Raw genomic sequence first — 16,543 nt, 5'->3', positions numbered from 1 at the left:
CTGTTTGAATTCAAACGACATCGCCCGGGCTCCGACATATCGCGACCGAGCCCTGCTGCCCGTCGATTGCCTTACGGAAAAATTCCGCAGCGGCTATTAAACAAGCCGCATCCCCAGGTGTCAAGCGGGCTTCCGGGATTGTCGCGATTTTCAGTGAGGATCCTTACCTTCATCCCAGCAGGCAGGAACCTGAATCATCCAGCAAACGAGCATAAAAAAAAGCGCCTCTCATGAGGCGCTTTTGACAAACCGCTGTGCAGTAGGCTACCTGCACAGCCAGTCCGACATGTCAGACATTTCAGTGCTTGACGACCGGATCGGTCTTGTCTTCCTTGGCGGCAACCGCCGTGTCGACGATGGCCTCATCTTCACTCAGCGGCACCGGCTGACGTTCCAGGGCAACTTCCAGCACCTTGTCGATCCAACGTACCGGGATGATTTCCAGCTTGTTCTTCACGTTGTCGGGAATCTCGGCCAGATCCTTCACGTTCTGCTCCGGAATCAGCACGGTCTTGATGCCACCACGGTGCGCAGCCAGTAGCTTTTCCTTCAGGCCGCCGATCGGCAATACTTCGCCGCGCAAGGTGATTTCACCGGTCATCGCCACGTCCGCACGTACAGGAATACCGCTGAAGATCGAGACCAACGCTGTCGTCATCGCGATACCGGCAGACGGACCGTCCTTGGGCGTCGCACCTTCCGGCACGTGGATGTGGATGTCGCTCTTCTCGAACACTTCGCTCTTGATGCCCAGCTTGCGGGCACGGCTGCGAACCACGGTGCGAGCGGCTTCGATCGATTCCTTCATGACATCGCCCAGGGTACCGGTGCGGATGATCTGGCCCTTGCCGGGCATGTTCACCGCCTCAATGGTCAAGAGGTCGCCACCCACTTCGGTCCAGGCTAGGCCGACCACCTGGCCGATCTGGTTTTCCTTCTCGGCGATGCCGAAGTCGAAGCGACGCACACCCAGGAACTTGTCCAGGTTACGCGAGGTGACGGTGACCTTCTTCTCCTGCTTCTTCAGCAGCAGCATCTTCACGACCTTGCGGCAGATCTTCGAGACTTCGCGTTCCAACGAGCGCACACCAGCCTCGCGGGTGTAGTAGCGGATGATGTCGCGGATGGCCGATTCGGCCACGCTGATCTCGCCTTCCTTCAGGCCGTTGTTCTTGATCTGCTTGGGCAGCAGGTAACGCTGCGCAATGCTGGTCTTTTCATCTTCGGTGTAACCGGACAGGCGAATCACTTCCATCCGGTCCAGCAGTGCCGGCGGGATGTTGAACGAGTTCGAGGTCGCCACGAACATCACATCCGACAGGTCGAAGTCGACTTCGATGTAATGGTCGGAGAAGGTGTGGTTCTGTTCCGGATCCAGCACTTCCAGCAAGGCCGACGACGGATCGCCACGGAAATCCATGCCCAGCTTGTCGATCTCGTCGAGCAGGAACAGCGGATTGCGCACGCCGACCTTGGACAGGCTCTGCAAGATCTTGCCCGGCATGGAACCGATGTAGGTACGACGGTGACCACGAATCTCGGCTTCGTCACGCACACCGCCCAGTGCCATGCGCACGAACTTGCGATTCGTGGCGCGGGCAATCGACTGGCCCAGCGAGGTCTTGCCCACGCCCGGGGGACCGACGAAGCACAGGATCGGCGCCTTCAGCTTGTCCACGCGCTGCTGGACGGCGAGATATTCCAGGATGCGTTCCTTGACCTTCTCCAGGCCATAGTGGTCGCCTTCCAGCACCTTCTCGGCATTAGTCAGATCGTTATTGACCTTGGACTTCTTCTTCCAGGGCAGCGCGACCAGGGTGTCGATGTAGTTGCGCACCACGGTGGCTTCGGCCGACATGGGCGACATCAGCTTGAGCTTCTTCAGCTCGGACTGCGCCTTTTCCAGGGCTTCCTTGGGCATCTTGGCGGCCAGGATCTTCTTTTCCAGCTCTTCCAGATCGGCACCGTCTTCGCCTTCGCCCAGTTCCTTCTGGATGGCCTTGACCTGTTCGTTCAGGTAGTACTCGCGCTGCGACTTTTCCATCTGGCGCTTGACGCGGCCACGGATGCGCTTTTCCACCTGCAGGATGTCCAGTTCGCCTTCCAGCTGGCCGAGCAGGTGCTCATAGCGCTTGGCGACGTTGAAGATCTCCAGGATGACCTGCTTCTGCTCCAGCTTCAGCGGGAGGTGCGCGGCAATGGTGTCGGCCAGGCGACCGGCATCATCGATGCCCGACAGCGAGGTCAGGATTTCCGGCGGGATCTTCTTGTTCAGCTTCACGTACTGGTCGAACTGCTGCACGATGGTACGGCGCATGGCTTCGACTTCCGCCTCGTCACCCTGCTCGGATTCCACCGGGGTCAGGTCGGCGACGAAATGGGTTTCCAGTTCGCTGATGTGATGGATGCGGGCACGCTGAGCACCTTCGACCAACACCTTCACGGTGCCATCGGGCAGCTTCAGCATCTGCAGGATATTGGCCACACAACCGATTTCATAGATGTCCTCGGCCGAAGGTTCATCCTTGGCGGCAGCCTTCTGGGCCGCCAGCATGATGCTCTTGCCTTGCTCCATGGCCGCTTCCAGCGCCTTGATCGACTTCGGGCGGCCGACGAAGAGCGGGATCACCATATGCGGGAAGACAACCACATCCCGTAAGGGCAACAGCGGCAATTGCGATTGTTCTGTGAGTATAGGAGTCGTCATGGCGGGCCTTATCAATAAGTACTGTGAATGATGTTGGCACGAGTGACCAAAACACAAGTCCGGCATACTAAATATTCGCCGGTTGCGCGTTGTCATGATCGCAACAAAATAAAAAAGCCACACACGAAGCTAGCTCCGGGTGGCTTTTCGATGGAAGCCAGTGTATGTGCGCCGGTTTATTTTACCGTGTTTGCGGTGACCGGACTTCGGGGTGGCTTCTTGCTACGGTGTGGCCAGCCCCAAAGACCTCCGGGGCAGCACCACACGTTACTGCTCAGGCCTGTTGCAGCCCCGGGCGATCAGCCGCCCGAAACCTTTGGCTGGTCGTGGTAGATCAACAGTGGCTTGGCGCCATTGGTGATGGTGTTTTCATCCACGACAACCTTCGCCACGTTCTGCTCGCTGGGCAATTCATACATGACGTCCAGCAGGGCGTGTTCCAGGATCGAACGCAGGCCACGGGCGCCGGTCTTGCGTGCCAGGGCTTTCTTGGCGATGGCGTGCATGGCGGCCGGACGGATTTCCAGCTCAGCGCCTTCCATCTGCAACAGCTTGGCGTATTGCTTGATCAGCGCGTTCTTGGGCTCGACCAGGATCTGGATCAGTGCTTCCTCGTCCAGCTCGTTGAGCGTGGCGATCACAGGCAGACGACCGACCAGTTCCGGAATCAGGCCGAACTTGACCAGGTCTTCCGGCTCCGCGTTCAAGAGCACTTCGGAATTGCTCTTCTGGGTCTGGCTCTTCACGCTGGCCGAGAAACCGATGCCGCTCTTCTCGGAGCGATCCGAGATGATCTTGGCAAGACCGTCGAAGGCGCCACCGCAGATGAACATGATGTTGGTCGTATCGATCTGCACGAAGTCTTGGTTCGGATGCTTGCGACCACCTTGCGGCGGCACCGAAGCCATGGTGCCTTCGATCAGTTTCAGCAGCGCCTGCTGCACGCCTTCACCGGAGACGTCGCGGGTGATCGACGGGTTATCCGACTTGCGGGAAATCTTGTCGATCTCATCGATGTAGACGATGCCCTTCTGGGCTTTCTCGACTTCGTAATTGCAGTTCTGAAGCAGCTTCTGGATGATGTTCTCGACGTCCTCGCCGACGTAGCCGGCTTCGGTCAGCGTAGTCGCATCGGCGATCACGAAGGGGACATTGAGCATGCGTGCCAGGGTCTGCGCCAGCAAGGTCTTGCCGGAGCCGGTGGGGCCGACCAGCAGGATGTTGCTCTTGGCCAGCTCGACATCATCCTTCTTGCCGAGGTGCTTCAGGCGCTTGTAGTGGTTGTACACCGCCACCGACAGGATGCGCTTGGCAGTAGCCTGTCCGATCACATACTGGTCCAGCAGGTCGGTGATTTCCTGTGGCGTGGGCAGATCCGACTTGGCGCCGGCTACGCTCTCCACGCTGGCAGCTTCATCACGGATGATGTCGTTGCACAGGTCGATGCATTCGTCGCAGATGAAGACCGAAGGACCCGCGATGAGCTTCTTGACTTCATGCTGGCTCTTGCCGCAGAAGGAGCAGTAAAGCAGTTTTTCGCCGCTGGAGGATTTTTTCTCAGACATAGAGCTACTAGGATAGAAGTTACGACCCGATCATACCCGCGAAATCCGGATTCGTCACGGCTTGGTCATTTAAGCTGCCCCTTATTGCTTCACAGGACTACCGTATGACCGTTATATGTCAGCGAGAGTGCCATTTATCAAGCAAACAGAAGCAGAAAACCCGCTCTGTGCCAAATTCGTCAAAATTTGATAAAAAAAATGCCCGAACATATTCCGTTCGGGCATTTTTCGCGACCTTGCACTGAAGCAAGAAGATGCAGATCAAGCTCGCTCGGTCAGCACCTTATCGATCAGGCCATATTCCACGGCGGCGTCAGCCGACATGAAGTTGTCGCGATCGGTGTCCTTGCTGATCTGTTCGACGCTACGGCCGGTCTTGTCAGCGAGGATGCTGTTGAGGCGCTCGCGCAGGTAAAGGATTTCACGTGCCTGGATCTCGATATCGGATGCCTGGCCCTGGGCGCCGCCCAGAGGCTGGTGGATCATGATGCGAGAGTTCGGCAGCGAGAAACGCTTGCCCTTGGCGCCAGCGGCCAGCAGGAAAGCGCCCATGGAGGCAGCCAGACCCGTACACAAGGTCGACACCTGCGGCTTGATGAACTGCATGGTGTCGAAGATCGCCATGCCGGCCGAAACCGAACCGCCAGGCGAGTTGATGTACAGGGAAATGTCCTTGTCCGGGTTTTCGCTTTCCAGGAACAGCAACTGGGCCACGATCAGGTTGGCCATCGCATCATTGACCGGTCCGACCAGGAAAATGATGCGTTCCTTCAGCAGGCGCGAATAGATGTCGTAGGCACGCTCGCCACGACCACTCTGTTCGATCACCATCGGCACCATGCCGAGCATTTGCGTATCCAATGCAGATTGCTTCATCAGACCTGTCATGTATGCATCCTTAAGCGTAAGAGTTTTCTGATACTACTAGAGAAAACCGGATTACGCTTGCGCCTGATTACCCATCAGTTCGTCGAACGAAACCGGCTTTTCCGAGACCTTGGCTTTGCCGAGAACGTAGTTGACGACGTTTTCTTCCAAAACAAGGGCTTCGACTTCAGCCAGGCGACGACGGTCGGAGAAGTAGTACTTCAGCACTTGTTGCGGATCTTCGTAGCTCTGTGCGAAGTCTTCGATCTGAGCCTTGACCTGTTCTTCGGTGGCTTCCAGCTTGTTCTGCTTGACCACTTCAGCCAGGATCAGACCCAGGCGCACGCGACGCTCGGCCTGGGCAGTGAACAACTCCTTGGGCAGTTGCATGACCTTCGGATCCATGCCGCGCTGGGCCATGTCCTGACGTGCCATTTCGGACAGGCGCTCGACGTCCTGGTCGATCAGGGCAGTCGGCACGTCCAGCTCGGAAGCCTTGATCAGGGCGTTCATCACGCTGTCCTTGGTCTTGGCCTTGGTGCGGGCAGTGACTTCGCGCTCCAGGTTCTTCTTGATGTCTTCGCGCATCTTGGTCAGATCGCCGTCTTCGATGCCCAGGGATTGGGCGAAGACTGCGTCGACTTCAGGCATGTGCGCCCACTCGATCTGCTTGACGGTGATGGTGAACTCGGCGGTCTTGCCGGCCACGTCCTTGCCGTGATAGTCCTCGGGGAAAGCCAGCGGGAAGGTCTTGGATTCGCCGACCTTCAGGCCGATGGTCGCGGCTTCGAATTCCGGCAGCATGCGGCCTTCGCCCAAGACGAACGGGAAGGCATCAGCCTTGCCGCCCTGGAATTCCACGCCGTCGATCTTGCCGACGAAGTCCACGGTCACGCGGTCGCCGTTCTGGGCCGACTGGTCGGCACCACCGTCGCCGTGCGCGCCTTGCTCGCCCTTGACGTGGTAGTGCACGCGCTGCTTGCGCAGGATGTCGATGGTCTTGTCGATTTCGGCGTCGGAGACGGCAGCGGTGGTCTTCTCGACTTCAGCGCCGGTCAGGTCGCCCAGGACCACTTCCGGATAGACTTCGAAAGTGGCGTCGAAGGCCAGCTTGCCTTCGCCGGCTTCTTCGCTGGTCTTGGGTTCGATGCGCGGGAAACCTGCCACGCGCAGGTTGTTCTCGACGGCGGCGTCGTTGAATGCGCGGCCAACCTTGTCGTTCAGGACTTCGGTTTCGACCTGGTAGCCGAACTGGGCGGCAACCATCTTCATCGGCACTTTACCCGGACGGAAACCCGGCGCCTTGGCGGTACGGGCGCGCACCTTCAGGCGCTTTTCCACTTCAGCCTGAACATCGGCCAGCGGGAAAGACAGGGTCATACGACGTTCGAGTTTGCTCAGGGTTTCGACTGCAGTTGCCATTTAAATCGTCCAAATGTTAAGAATTCCGTAAGCCGGAGCATTCCTGCTGTGTCCCAATCGAATGATTGCAGACGACAAGCGCCCTGCCCGGCCGCGCTAAAGCTCGCTATTTTATACGCAAAAAGCGCCGATAGTCCAAAAATGGGCTTGCCACCCTGCAAACAGAGGGAAAACCGGGGCACAGCCCGTCTGGCCAGCCTGCAGGCGGGCAACGATGCAGCCGACCGTACCCGCTCGCGCTGCCGCTGCGCCCATCTATAAAGAATTTAGTGAATTTTTTCTATTTCAACGGAATCGGGGTGGACGGCGACACCGGCACGGCCGTCACGGCGTTCATCGGACTGCCATCGATGAGCTTGTCCGAATAGGTCAGATAGACCAGCGTATTGCGCTTGGCATCAACCACCCGCACCACGTGCAGCCGCTTGAAGAGGATGGACATGCGCTCGCTGAAGACGTCTTCCTGTACCGGCAGCTTGTCCTGGAACTGCACGTTGGGAGCCACCTGGCGGCAAGCGATGGAGGCCTCGGACTTGTCTTCCGCCAGTCCCACCGTTCCCTTCACGCCGCCGGTGCGGGCGCGTGAGACATAGCAGGTCACGCCGACCACCTTCGGGTCGTCATAGGCCTCGATAACCACGCGGTCATTCTTGCCCAGCCAGCGGAAAGCCGTGCTGACATCGGCCAGCTCTTCCGCCGAAGCCGGCGGAGCAACAGCAACAGCAACAGCGAGAAGAGCCGCGGAAAAGGCCACCCCAGCCCGCAGGCATACTTGAAGATTCATATGAAATGATGAAAAGCAGAATAAGTTAAGGGAAGGTTCTGCAAATAGACCGACAATGCCGAGCATTGTTCAGCTCGGCCACTCCGCGACACAGCTTTGCATCGCCTTTACCATCCGGACGCCGGCCTTGCCTCATTCCTCGATCTTCTGAAAGCGCGGCACCTGCTTGCCCTCCACCTCCACCATCTCGAAGAACACCTCGCGCGGGCGCAGCCACAAGCGCCCATCCGCGGCACGATAAATGATCATGGGCGTCAGATCAGCTTCCAGAATGGCCTCATCGACATATTCGTAAATGCCGCCCTTGTAATGACGATAGCGTGTCATGCAACTCCCGGTCCGTGATAAGCCAGCCGGCATGGTACTACCGATGGATTCGCAGCAGAAAATGTCCGCGCAGAAAAACGCAGACAGCTGCAACGGCTTGCAGTACAATGGCGCGCTTTGACAAAATGCTACCTGCATCGGTAGCGGCAAATCTGCGGCAAACCTGCTTCCAGACTGCTATCGCGCCGATGCCCGACACCTTCAGCGAGGATGGCGAAATTGGTAGACGCACCAGGTTTAGGTCCTGACGCCAGCAATGGTGTGGGGGTTCGAGTCCCCCTCCTCGCACCAGAATCACGCAGCGCCACCATCGGCCCGACACGACAGGATCACCATCCCGTCGGGCAGGCCGATCGTGTCCCCAACACCCCCGCAAGCAGATAGCGCAGCCCCGCTGCCGCATCACTTCACCGCACTGTTTCCCCCATCCGCAAACAGCGCCGCGCCCGTCACGAAACTGGACATCGGACTGACCAGAAACAGTGCCGCTGCAGCGATCTCTTCCGGTTGCGCGATCCGCTTCATCGCATGCAGGCCGGCAGCCCACTGCTTCTGCTCCGGGCTGCCGCCCATGTCGGTATCGACGCCACCAGGCAGCAAGGCATTGGCCCGTATCCCCTGCACCGCATAGTCGGCCGCAATGCCCTTGACCAGTCCCATCAGCCCGGCCTTTGCCGCGCCATAGGCCGCCATGCCGGCAATGCCTGCACTGGTCCCCACAAAGCTGGAGGTGAACACGATGGCGCCCCCACCACGCGCCAGCATGGCCGGGATCTGGCTGCGCGCGCCGAGATAGGCAGCGGTGAGATTGGCATGCAGGGTATGTTGCCACTCGTCCGGGGTGATCTCCGCAAGCGGCTTGAGCGCTCCCAGTGCCCCTGCATTGTTGACGGCGATGTCCAGCCCGCCGAACTCCTTCATGGCCAGCTCCACGCACTGCTGGTGGGTCGCGGGCTGCCCGACGTCTCCTGCCAGCACGCCAGCCTTGCCGCCGCTACTGCTGATGGTGGCCGCAAGCTGCTCCAGGCCTTCCCGGTTCCTCGCATTCAGGATCACCGACGCGCCCTGCGCGGCCAATAGCAAGGCAGTCGCCCTGCCGATCCCGGCTGACGCTCCAGTGACGAGCGCGACCTTTCCTTCCAGTAGAGCCATGGTGTTTCTCCTTCTGTTGTCATCGGAGACCGCACTCTATGGGGCTTGCCGCTCGGTGCCACTCGATTTCTTGCTATCGAAATCGACCGGCCGACCGCCCGACCGGCGAAGCCACATCACCCCCATAGCTGCTACAATCCGCGCCTTTGCGGGGTGCACGTCCGTTTGAGACCGCCCACCGTCCAGCCCCAACCTCCGAGGATCTCCCATGCCTACCCAGGAAGAATTCGACGCACTCAAGCAAAGCCACAATGCGCTGCTGAACAAGTTCATCGAGAACAACACCGCCGACCAGATCCTGTTCTCCACCCTCTTCACGGCCGCAGCCGTGCTGTCCAAGGATGGCAAGCAGTTCACCGAAGGCGCCATGGGCATCGCCCGCTCGCTGGCCGCGCAACTCAATGCCGGTGGCACCATGCCCAAGGCCCTGCTGGAGACCGTGGAAACCCGCATCGCCACCATCGAGGCGCTGCTCAAGGACAAGTTCGACTGAGCCGCCACTCTGAGCTCGCCCCCCTCATGGCCGTCGACCATTACGAGAACTTCCCCGTCGCCTCGCTGCTACTGCCGGCGCGCCTGCGCCCGGCGGTAGGCGCGATCTATGCCTTCGCCCGCAGCGCCGACGATATCGCCGATGAAGGCGATGCCGAACCGGCGCAGCGGCTGGCGGCCCTGCAGGCCTACGAAGCACAACTGGATCTGATCGCCGCCGGCAGCCGCTGCACCACGCCGATCTTCCAGCGCCTGCAGCAGACCATCGTCGACCATGCGCTGCCGCTGCAGCCGTTCCGTGACCTGCTCTCGGCCTTCCGCCAGGATGTGGTGACCACCCGCTACGCCCGCTACGGAGACTTGCTGGATTACTGCCGCCGCTCCGCCAATCCGGTCGGCACGCTAATGCTTCACCTCTACGGCGCAGCAACTGAAGAGAACCTGCGCGATTCGGATGCCATCTGCAGTGCCCTGCAATTGATCAATTTCTGGCAAGACGTGGCCATCGATTGGGAAAAGCAGCGCATCTACCTCCCCCTGGAAGACCTGGCGCGCTTCGGCGTGAGCCCGCAGGACATTGCCGACGGCTGTAGCGCACCACGCTGGCAGCAACTCATGCAGTTCGAGATCATACGCGCACGCAACCTGATGCTGTCCGGCGCACCGCTGGCGCGCCGACTGCCGGGGCGCATCGGGCTGGAACTGCGCATGGTGGTGCAAGGCGGCCTGCGCATCCTGGAGCGCATCGAACGCGTGCAGGGGGATGTCTTCAGACAGCGCCCCAGGCTGGGCAAACGCGACTGGCTGATCGTCGGCTGGCGCGGGCTGATCAGCTAGCTGCGACCGGACATGAAAAAGCCCCACAACGCGGGGCTTGTGGGGCTCGGCATCCACACCCGTAGAGGGTGTGCAACAACGACTATCGATTCAGACCAGCAGCGCTGCCGTCAAGGTACGGATCTGCTCTTCCGAATCATCCAGCATCTCGCGCAGCGATTGATCTCCGATGTAGTCATCCACCAGGTTTTCGCCGCCGATGCCGGCTTCGGCCACGGCCGCGCGCTGCAGGGGTGAGGGCACCGGCGAGAGCTCCTTGGCCAGCAGCAGCACGTCGCCGATGGTCTGCGGCGGCAAGACGCGTACGCCATGCCACAGCGATTCGATGGCATCCACCACCGGCTGCGGCACGCCCAGCTTCTTGAGCACGGCGCGGCCGATCATCTTTTCACCGTATTCCATCCAGTCCTCGGTACCACCGTCGAGCAGGCCCGGATAATCATCGGTCCGCGACAACAGGTAGAAGCCCCCGACCTCGTGCACGATGCCGGCAAACATCGCCGTCTCCGGGTCAGCCTTGGTCAGCTTGGAGGTCAGCACATAGGCCGTGGCGGCCACATGGGCGCAGTGCTCCCACAACTGCGCGGACTTGATGCGCATGCCCGGGTTATTGATGGTACGGCCCAGCTGGCGCACGATCACCGAGGTGGTGATGGTATTGAGGGTACGGAACCCCAGGCGCATCACCGCCGCCCGCACATTGTTGATTTCCCCGCCGGAACGGTTGTAGGCCGCCGAATTGGCGATGGCCACCGTGCGTGCCGACACCAGCGGCTCGGCCATCACCAGCTTGGCCGCCAGCTCCAGGTGGCAATCGGGGTCGGCCAGGGCCTTCTGCAGCTTGATCGACGCGCTGACGTTGGCCGGGAACACCAGCTCCCCCCGTCCGGCCTGCGAGGCGATATTACGAAAGATTTCCAGTCTGTCCATGATGTCTCCAGCCTCCTGTACGTCGTCCAGTCCCGCTCGGGGTGACTTTTGCTGCGCCGCAGCTGTCATGCCGTTGCGGCGGGCGGTGCTTCCTGTCCATTATCGGCAAAATTCATCCGGATTTGATGTTATGTGAATTTATTTTCCGGATGACATCGGCTTGAGCTTAAAGGACAACGTCAGGCGCCGCAATACATGCCCAATGTACATGCCCAATGAGCAAAGCCCGATTTGCCCTGCCGGGCGCACTCGGCTAGCATAGCGCCTTTGCCGCAACCGGCCTCAATGGCGCGTTTGCGGCCCGCATCAACCGCAGCCACGCATCCATGTCTCCAGACGAATACTGCCAGCAGAAGGCCGCCGCCAGCGGTTCCAGTTTCTATTACAGCTTCCTGTTCCTGCCGCCGCTACGCCGGCTGGCGATCACGGCGCTGTATGCCTTTTGCCGCGAAGTCGACGATACCGTCGATGAAATCGAAGATCCCATGGTGGCGCGCACCAAGCTGATGTGGTGGCGCAAGGAAATCGCCGCCATGCTGGAAGGCCAGCCCCCCCCCCCCGTGTCCAAGGCCCTGCATCCCCACGTGGCCACCTACCAGCTCAAGGGCGAGCACCTGCAGGCCATCATCGATGGCATGGAAATGGACCTCGACCAGAGCCGCTACCTCGACTATCCCGGCCTGCAGCGCTATTGCTGGCACGTGGCCGGCGTGGTGGGTGTGCTCTCGGCCAGCATCTTCGGCCACACCCAGCCTGGCACCCTGCTCTTCGCCGAAAAACTGGGGCTGGCCTTCCAGCTCACCAATATCATCCGCGATGTCGGCGAAGATGGCCGCAAGGGCCGCATCTACCTGCCGGTCAACGAACTGCAGCAATTCAACGTCACCGCCGCCGACATCCTCAACGCCCGCCACAGTGAACGTTTCGAGGCGCTCATGAAATTCCAGGTGGAACGTGCCCAGGCGGTCTACGACGAAGCCTTCGCCCTGCTGCCCAAAGAAGACCGGCGCGCCCAGCGTCCCGGCCTGATGATGGCCGCCATCTACCGCACCCTGCTCGACGAGATCACCCGCGATGGCTATCACGTGCTCAACCAGCGCATCTCGCTCACGCCCATCCGCAAGCTGTGGCTGGCCTGGAAGACCTATGTCTTCGGCTGAGCGCCGCGCCACGCCGGCATGAGCGACGCCCCGCGCCACTACGCCGTGATCGGTGCCGGCTGGGCCGGTTGCGCCGCTGCCGTGGCGCTGGCCGCCGGCGGGCACCGGGTCAGCCTGTTCGAAGCCGCCCGCACCCTGGGCGGCCGGGCGCGCCGCCTCGAACTCGATGGCCGCACCCTGGACAACGGCCAGCACATCCTACTGGGCGCCTACCGCGCCACTCTGGCCCTGATGAAGCAGGTCGGCGTCGATCCGGCCACGGCGCTGCTGCGCCTCCCCCTGCAGATGCGCTACCCGCTGGCTAACCAGGCCGACGGCATGGACTTCGTCGCACCACGCCTGCCCGCGCCCTGGCATGTGGCCGTGGCCCTGCTGCGCGCCAAGGGACTGGCGCGCGAGGACAAGATGGCCTTGGCCCGCTTTTCCACCACGGCGCGCTGGATGGGCTGGCAATTGCACGAGGATTGCAGCGTGGCCGACCTGCTGCAGCGTTTCGACCAGACTGACCGCGTCACCCGCCTGATGTGGCGCCCGCTGTGCATCGCCGCCCTGAATACGCCCCCCGAACGGGCTTCGGCGCAGGTATTCCTGAACGTGCTGCGCGATAGCCTGGGCGCGCGCCGTGCCGCTTCCGACATGCTGATCCCGCGCCTGGACCTGGGCGCCCTGCTGCCCGATGCCACCGAAGCCTACCTGGCCCGCCATGGTGGGCTGGTGCGACCGGGCGTGGCGGTCACGCGCCTGCTGACGGGCAGCGAGCCAGGCAGCTGGCGCCTGGAAGACCGCCTGGGCGAAAGCCTGGGCGAATTCTCCGGCGTGGTGCTGGCCACCGGCCCCGAGGCTGCCGCACAACTGCTGGAGGGCCTGCACGATACCCACCTGCTGCAAGCCCTGGAGCACGAACCCATCACCACCTGCTATCTGCAGTATGACGAGCAGATGCGCCTGCCGGCGCCCTTCCTGGCCTTGCTGGACGCGCCGGAACGCCAGGCCTGGGGTCAGTTCGTCTTCGACCGCGGGCAACTGGGCGGCGACCCGGGTCTGCTGGCCGTGGTAGTCAGTGCCGCCGGGCAGGCCATCGCCGACGGTCATGCCACCCTGACGGCGGGCATCACCCGCCAATTGGCGCAAGACTTCGGCCAGCCGGCCCTGGCCACGCCCCAATGGAGCAAGGTCATCACCGAAAAGCGCGCCACCTTCGCCTGTACCCCCGGCCTGCAGCGACCCGACAACACCGCCATGCCAGACGGACTGGCGCTGGCCGGCGACTACGTGGCCGGCGACTATCCCGCCACGCTGGAAGGCGCGGTGCGTAGCGGCGGTGCAGCGGCCCGGCTGCTGGCGGGCTAGACCTCCTGCAGCGGCTGGCCATCCCTAAAATTTTCATGGATGACGGCAAAGGGATTCACCCCATCCATGCCGGCGATGCACTACGATAGCGGTCCATCTGCATTACGCATCAGCAGTCCCGATTCCGGTTCGTGTCTGCACCACCATCGCCCGGCGGCGCCAAGCCGCGTTGAATAAATTACGGAGAAAACAATATGCCGGTCATGACCTGTATCGAAGACTTCCGCCTGCTGGCCAAGAAACGTGTCCCCAAGGCCTTCTACGACTACGCCGACAGCGGCTCCTATACCGAGAGCACCTATCGCGCCAACACCAAGGACCTGGCCTCGCTCAAGCTGCGCCAGCGCGTAGCCATCAATGTCGACGAACGCAGCACCCGCACCACCATGATCGGCCACGATGTCAGCATGCCCGTGGCCATCGCCCCTACCGGTCTGACCGGCATGCAGTGGGCCAATGGCGAGATGCTGGGCGCGATCGCGGCCGAGAAGTTCGGCATCCCCTTCACCCTGTCCACCATGAGCATCTGCTCCATCGAGGACGTAGCCAGCGTCACCACCAAGCCGTTCTGGTTCCAGCTCTACGTGATGCGCGACCGTGGCTTCGTGAAATCGCTGATCGATCGCGCCAAGGCTGCCAAGTGCTCGGCACTGGTGCTCACGCTGGACCTGCAGATCCTCGGCCAGCGCCACAAGGACCTCAAGAACGGCATGTCGGTCCCGCCCAAGCTGACCCTGGAAACCCTGCTCGACCTGGCCAGCAAGCCCGGCTGGGCGCTGCGTGCGCTGGGCGGCCGCAAGACCTTCGGCAACCTGGCCGGCCACATCAAGGGCGGTGAAGGCGCCGGCGGCGTGCAGACCCTCTCCAAGTGGACCGCCAGCCAGTTCGACCCCACCCTGAACTGGGACGACGTGGCCTGGATCAAGGAGCAATGGGGCGGCAAGCTGATTCTCAAGGGCATCCTCGACGTGGAAGATGCCAAGCTGGCCGTGCAGACCGGAGCCGACGCCATCGTCGTCTCCAACCACGGTGGCCGCCAGCTGGATGGCGCAATGTCCTCCATCGAAGCCCTGCCGGCCATTGCCGAAGCCGTGGGTGACCAGATCGAAGTCTGGTTCGACGGCGGCATCCGTTCCGGCCAGGACGTGCTCAAGGCGGTGGCCCTGGGCGCGCGCGGCACCATGATCGGCCGTGCCTTCCTCTACAGCCTGGGCGCCATGGGCGGCGACGGCGTCTCGCAGATGCTGGAAATCATGCGCAAGGAGCTCGATGTCAGCATGGCCCTCACCGGCACCAAGGACATCAAGGATGTCGGCCCGCAGATCCTGATCCGCTAAGCCATCCATCCCATAAAGAAACGTCCCGGTCCACCGCAAGGTGGCCGGGACGTTTTTTTACTCTCCTGGATCAGCCTGCTGCTACTGCCGCGGCTTTTCGTTCAGAGCATCGATCACGCCCTCCTGGCCGTAGCGCCGGGCCAGGTCCATGGCGGTGAGACCGTCCTTGTTCTTCAGCGTCAGATCAGCGCCATTGTCCCGTAGTACCTCGACTGCCGCCACCCGTCCGCGCATGGCTGCCAGCATCACCGGCGTCATCTTGTCGTCGGGCGATTCGGCATCCACGTAGGCCGAGGCATCCAGCAAAAGCTTGACGATCTCCGAGCTGCCGTTGATGGCCGCATAGTGCAACGCCGTCCAGCCCGGACGATTGACTTCCACCTCGCGCGAAAGCAACAGCTTGACCACCGGTATGTTGCCGTAGAAGGAGGCCAGCATCAGCGGCGTGTCGCCATTGGTGGCCTGGGCCTCCAGGTTGACGTCCGGGGCATTGACCAGCACGTCGAAGGCCTTCATCGAGTCTTCGCGGATGGACAGCATCAGGCCGGTGTAGCCGCGCTTGGGCTCGATCAGGTTGGGGCCCATGCCACGCTGCATCAGTTGCTTGAGGAAGTACACGTTATCCATGCGGATGGCCTGGAAGTATTCTTCATAGGCACCCGCACGGGCCGCACCCGGCAACAACAGCGAGGTGTAGAGCACGATGCGGCCCAGCCCGCGCCAGCGGGAACGCAGCTTTTCCAGCAAGGTCATGGTGTGATTCCGAACAGCTTGAAGAAATTGTCAGAGGTCTGGCGTGCCACCTCGGCCACCGGGATGCCGCGCAGGTCGGCGATGAATTCGCCGACGTGGCGCACATAGCCGGGCTCGTTGGTCTTGCCGCGAAATGGCACCGGGGCCAGGTAGGGCGAATCGGTCTCGATGAGCATGCGCTCCAGTGGAATGGTACGCGCCACCTGTTGCAGGTCCTTGGCGGACTTGAAGGTGACGATGCCCGAAAACGAGATATGGAAACCCAGCGCGATGGCCGCATCGGCCACCTCCTGCGATTCCGTGAAGCAATGCATGACCCCCGCCGCTCCACCGGCCGCCGGGCTGGCGCCTTCTTCGCGCAGGATGCGGATGGTGTCCTCGGACGCCGAACGGGTATGGATGATCAGCGGCTTGCCCGTGGCGCGCGAGGCGCGGATATGGGTGCGGAAGCGCTCGCGCTGCCATTCCAGGTCACCCTGCAGGCGGTAGTAATCCAGGCCGGTCTCGCCGATGGCGACGATGCGCGGATGGTCGGCCAGCGCCACCAGCTGCTCCACCGAGGGCTCCGGCGTGTCTTCGTAGTCCGGATGCACGCCCACCGAGGCGTAGACGTTGGGATACTGCTCGGCCAGGGCCAATACCTGCGGGAAATCAGGCAGGTCCACCGACACGCACAGGGCGTGGCTGACCTGGTTTTCGGCCATCTTGCCGAAGATCTCCGGCAAGCGCGCCGCCAGGTCGGGAAAATTGATGTGGCAATGGGAATCGATATACATGGCCACTATTGTAAAGCGATGCCGACAGCCTGTCGCCCCTGAGCGCGGCGCGCTTACCTTTGGTTACAGCCGCGCCGGCGTGTC

The 16,543-nt window shown here is 61.7% G+C and carries 15 protein-coding genes and 1 tRNA gene; 6 read left to right on the top strand and 10 right to left on the bottom strand.

What is annotated here, in order from left to right; genetic code table 11:
- Positions 1-298: 298 nt before the first annotated feature.
- From lon to ACEOAC_RS12350, 6 genes are all read right to left on the bottom strand, one after another.
- Positions 299-2,707 (bottom strand): endopeptidase La, encoded by a 2,409-nt coding sequence (gene lon, locus ACEOAC_RS12375; protein WP_039875666.1) that lies wholly within the window; start codon positions 2,705-2,707, stop codon positions 299-301.
- 299 nt (positions 2,708-3,006) lie between these two features.
- Complete coding sequence (gene clpX / locus ACEOAC_RS12370) at positions 3,007-4,272, bottom strand: ATP-dependent Clp protease ATP-binding subunit ClpX (RefSeq protein WP_006463921.1); 1,266 nt, start codon at positions 4,270-4,272, stop codon at positions 3,007-3,009.
- Between the two features lie 261 nt (positions 4,273-4,533).
- The gene (clpP, locus tag ACEOAC_RS12365; protein ID WP_006463922.1) at positions 4,534-5,160 is read right to left on the bottom strand and encodes an ATP-dependent Clp endopeptidase proteolytic subunit ClpP; all 627 of its coding nucleotides are present in this window, start codon (positions 5,158-5,160) and stop codon (positions 4,534-4,536) included.
- Between the two features lie 51 nt (positions 5,161-5,211).
- Entirely contained in the window at positions 5,212-6,561 is a 1,350-nt protein-coding gene (gene tig, locus ACEOAC_RS12360; protein ID WP_006463923.1) for a trigger factor, read from the bottom strand.
- A gap of 280 nt (positions 6,562-6,841) precedes the next feature.
- Positions 6,842-7,345 (bottom strand): CreA family protein, encoded by a 504-nt coding sequence (locus tag ACEOAC_RS12355; protein ID WP_413444551.1) that lies wholly within the window; start codon positions 7,343-7,345, stop codon positions 6,842-6,844.
- Between the two features lie 132 nt (positions 7,346-7,477).
- A complete protein-coding gene (locus ACEOAC_RS12350; RefSeq protein ID WP_006463925.1) occupies positions 7,478-7,672 on the bottom strand; it encodes a DUF1653 domain-containing protein in 195 nt (64 codons plus the stop codon).
- 204 nt (positions 7,673-7,876) lie between these two features.
- Between ACEOAC_RS12350 and ACEOAC_RS12345 the strand changes: the two genes are divergently transcribed.
- Positions 7,877-7,963, top strand: a tRNA-Leu gene (locus ACEOAC_RS12345).
- 111 nt (positions 7,964-8,074) lie between these two features.
- Here the strand turns inward: ACEOAC_RS12345 and ACEOAC_RS12340 are convergent.
- On the bottom strand, positions 8,075-8,824 hold the full coding sequence (locus tag ACEOAC_RS12340) for an SDR family oxidoreductase (protein ID WP_077235385.1): 750 nt from the start codon (positions 8,822-8,824) through the stop codon (positions 8,075-8,077).
- Between the two features lie 208 nt (positions 8,825-9,032).
- Here ACEOAC_RS12340 and ACEOAC_RS12335 point away from each other — a divergent pair, with 208 nt between their 5' ends.
- Both ACEOAC_RS12335 and hpnC read left to right on the top strand, forming a co-directional pair.
- Positions 9,033-9,317 carry a hypothetical protein gene (locus ACEOAC_RS12335; protein ID WP_006463927.1) on the top strand — a complete coding sequence of 95 codons (285 nt, stop codon included), beginning with the start codon at positions 9,033-9,035 and terminating at the stop codon, positions 9,315-9,317.
- A gap of 26 nt (positions 9,318-9,343) precedes the next feature.
- Positions 9,344-10,153: a squalene synthase HpnC gene (hpnC, locus tag ACEOAC_RS12330; RefSeq protein ID WP_413444552.1), complete on the top strand. Its 810-nt coding sequence runs from the start codon at positions 9,344-9,346 to the stop codon at positions 10,151-10,153.
- A 90-nt stretch (positions 10,154-10,243) separates the two neighbouring features.
- On the opposite strand, the gene ACEOAC_RS12325 is transcribed toward hpnC, so the two are convergent.
- Entirely contained in the window at positions 10,244-11,083 is an 840-nt protein-coding gene (locus ACEOAC_RS12325) for an HDOD domain-containing protein (RefSeq protein ID WP_077236870.1), read from the bottom strand.
- A 326-nt stretch (positions 11,084-11,409) separates the two neighbouring features.
- On the opposite strand from ACEOAC_RS12325, the gene hpnD reads away from it, so the two are divergent.
- The 3 genes from hpnD to ACEOAC_RS12310 all read left to right on the top strand — a co-directional run bounded on the left by hpnD (position 11,410) and on the right by ACEOAC_RS12310 (position 14,930).
- Positions 11,410-12,243: a presqualene diphosphate synthase HpnD gene (gene hpnD, locus ACEOAC_RS12320; RefSeq protein ID WP_413628898.1), complete on the top strand. Its 834-nt coding sequence runs from the start codon at positions 11,410-11,412 to the stop codon at positions 12,241-12,243.
- A gap of 18 nt (positions 12,244-12,261) precedes the next feature.
- Positions 12,262-13,593: a hydroxysqualene dehydroxylase HpnE gene (gene hpnE / locus ACEOAC_RS12315; RefSeq protein WP_413628897.1), complete on the top strand. Its 1,332-nt coding sequence runs from the start codon at positions 12,262-12,264 to the stop codon at positions 13,591-13,593.
- A 194-nt stretch (positions 13,594-13,787) separates the two neighbouring features.
- Positions 13,788-14,930 carry an alpha-hydroxy acid oxidase gene (locus ACEOAC_RS12310; protein WP_006712961.1) on the top strand — a complete coding sequence of 381 codons (1,143 nt, stop codon included), beginning with the start codon at positions 13,788-13,790 and terminating at the stop codon, positions 14,928-14,930.
- Positions 14,931-15,011: 81 nt separating this feature from the next.
- Here ACEOAC_RS12310 and ACEOAC_RS12305 read toward each other — a convergent pair whose 3' ends face one another.
- Positions 15,012-15,683, bottom strand: a complete 672-nt coding sequence (locus tag ACEOAC_RS12305; protein WP_413445353.1) for an ankyrin repeat domain-containing protein — start codon at positions 15,681-15,683, stop codon at positions 15,012-15,014.
- A complete protein-coding gene (locus ACEOAC_RS12300) occupies positions 15,680-16,459 on the bottom strand; it encodes a TatD family hydrolase (protein WP_413445352.1) in 780 nt (259 codons plus the stop codon). The genes ACEOAC_RS12305 and ACEOAC_RS12300 overlap by 4 nt, the downstream gene beginning before the upstream one ends.
- Between the last annotated feature and the right edge of the window lie 84 nt (positions 16,460-16,543).

Source organism: Herbaspirillum frisingense (assembly GCF_047325095.1).
Lineage (GTDB): Bacteria > Pseudomonadota > Gammaproteobacteria > Burkholderiales > Burkholderiaceae_D > Herbaspirillum > Herbaspirillum frisingense.
This window is presented reverse-complemented; position numbering and strand designations above follow the sequence as displayed.

Bases quoted from the DNA above. Each gene is read 5' to 3' on its own strand.
- lon (WP_039875666.1), bottom strand. From the start codon at position 2,707: ATGACGACTCCTATACTCACAGAACAATCGCAATTGCCGCTGTTGCCC.
- clpX (WP_006463921.1), bottom strand. From the start codon at position 4,272: ATGTCTGAGAAAAAATCCTCCAGCGGCGAAAAACTGCTTTACTGCTCC.
- clpP (WP_006463922.1), bottom strand. From the start codon at position 5,160: ATGACAGGTCTGATGAAGCAATCTGCATTGGATACGCAAATGCTCGGC.
- tig (WP_006463923.1), bottom strand. From the start codon at position 6,561: ATGGCAACTGCAGTCGAAACCCTGAGCAAACTCGAACGTCGTATGACC.
- ACEOAC_RS12355 (WP_413444551.1), bottom strand. From the start codon at position 7,345: ATGAATCTTCAAGTATGCCTGCGGGCTGGGGTGGCCTTTTCCGCGGCT.
- ACEOAC_RS12350 (WP_006463925.1), bottom strand. From the start codon at position 7,672: ATGACACGCTATCGTCATTACAAGGGCGGCATTTACGAATATGTCGAT.
- ACEOAC_RS12340 (WP_077235385.1), bottom strand. From the start codon at position 8,824: ATGGCTCTACTGGAAGGAAAGGTCGCGCTCGTCACTGGAGCGTCAGCC.
- ACEOAC_RS12335 (WP_006463927.1), top strand. From the start codon at position 9,033: ATGCCTACCCAGGAAGAATTCGACGCACTCAAGCAAAGCCACAATGCG.
- hpnC (WP_413444552.1), top strand. From the start codon at position 9,344: ATGGCCGTCGACCATTACGAGAACTTCCCCGTCGCCTCGCTGCTACTG.
- ACEOAC_RS12325 (WP_077236870.1), bottom strand. From the start codon at position 11,083: ATGGACAGACTGGAAATCTTTCGTAATATCGCCTCGCAGGCCGGACGG.
- hpnD (WP_413628898.1), top strand. From the start codon at position 11,410: ATGTCTCCAGACGAATACTGCCAGCAGAAGGCCGCCGCCAGCGGTTCC.
- hpnE (WP_413628897.1), top strand. From the start codon at position 12,262: ATGAGCGACGCCCCGCGCCACTACGCCGTGATCGGTGCCGGCTGGGCC.
- ACEOAC_RS12310 (WP_006712961.1), top strand. From the start codon at position 13,788: ATGCCGGTCATGACCTGTATCGAAGACTTCCGCCTGCTGGCCAAGAAA.
- ACEOAC_RS12305 (WP_413445353.1), bottom strand. From the start codon at position 15,683: ATGACCTTGCTGGAAAAGCTGCGTTCCCGCTGGCGCGGGCTGGGCCGC.
- ACEOAC_RS12300 (WP_413445352.1), bottom strand. From the start codon at position 16,459: ATGTATATCGATTCCCATTGCCACATCAATTTTCCCGACCTGGCGGCG.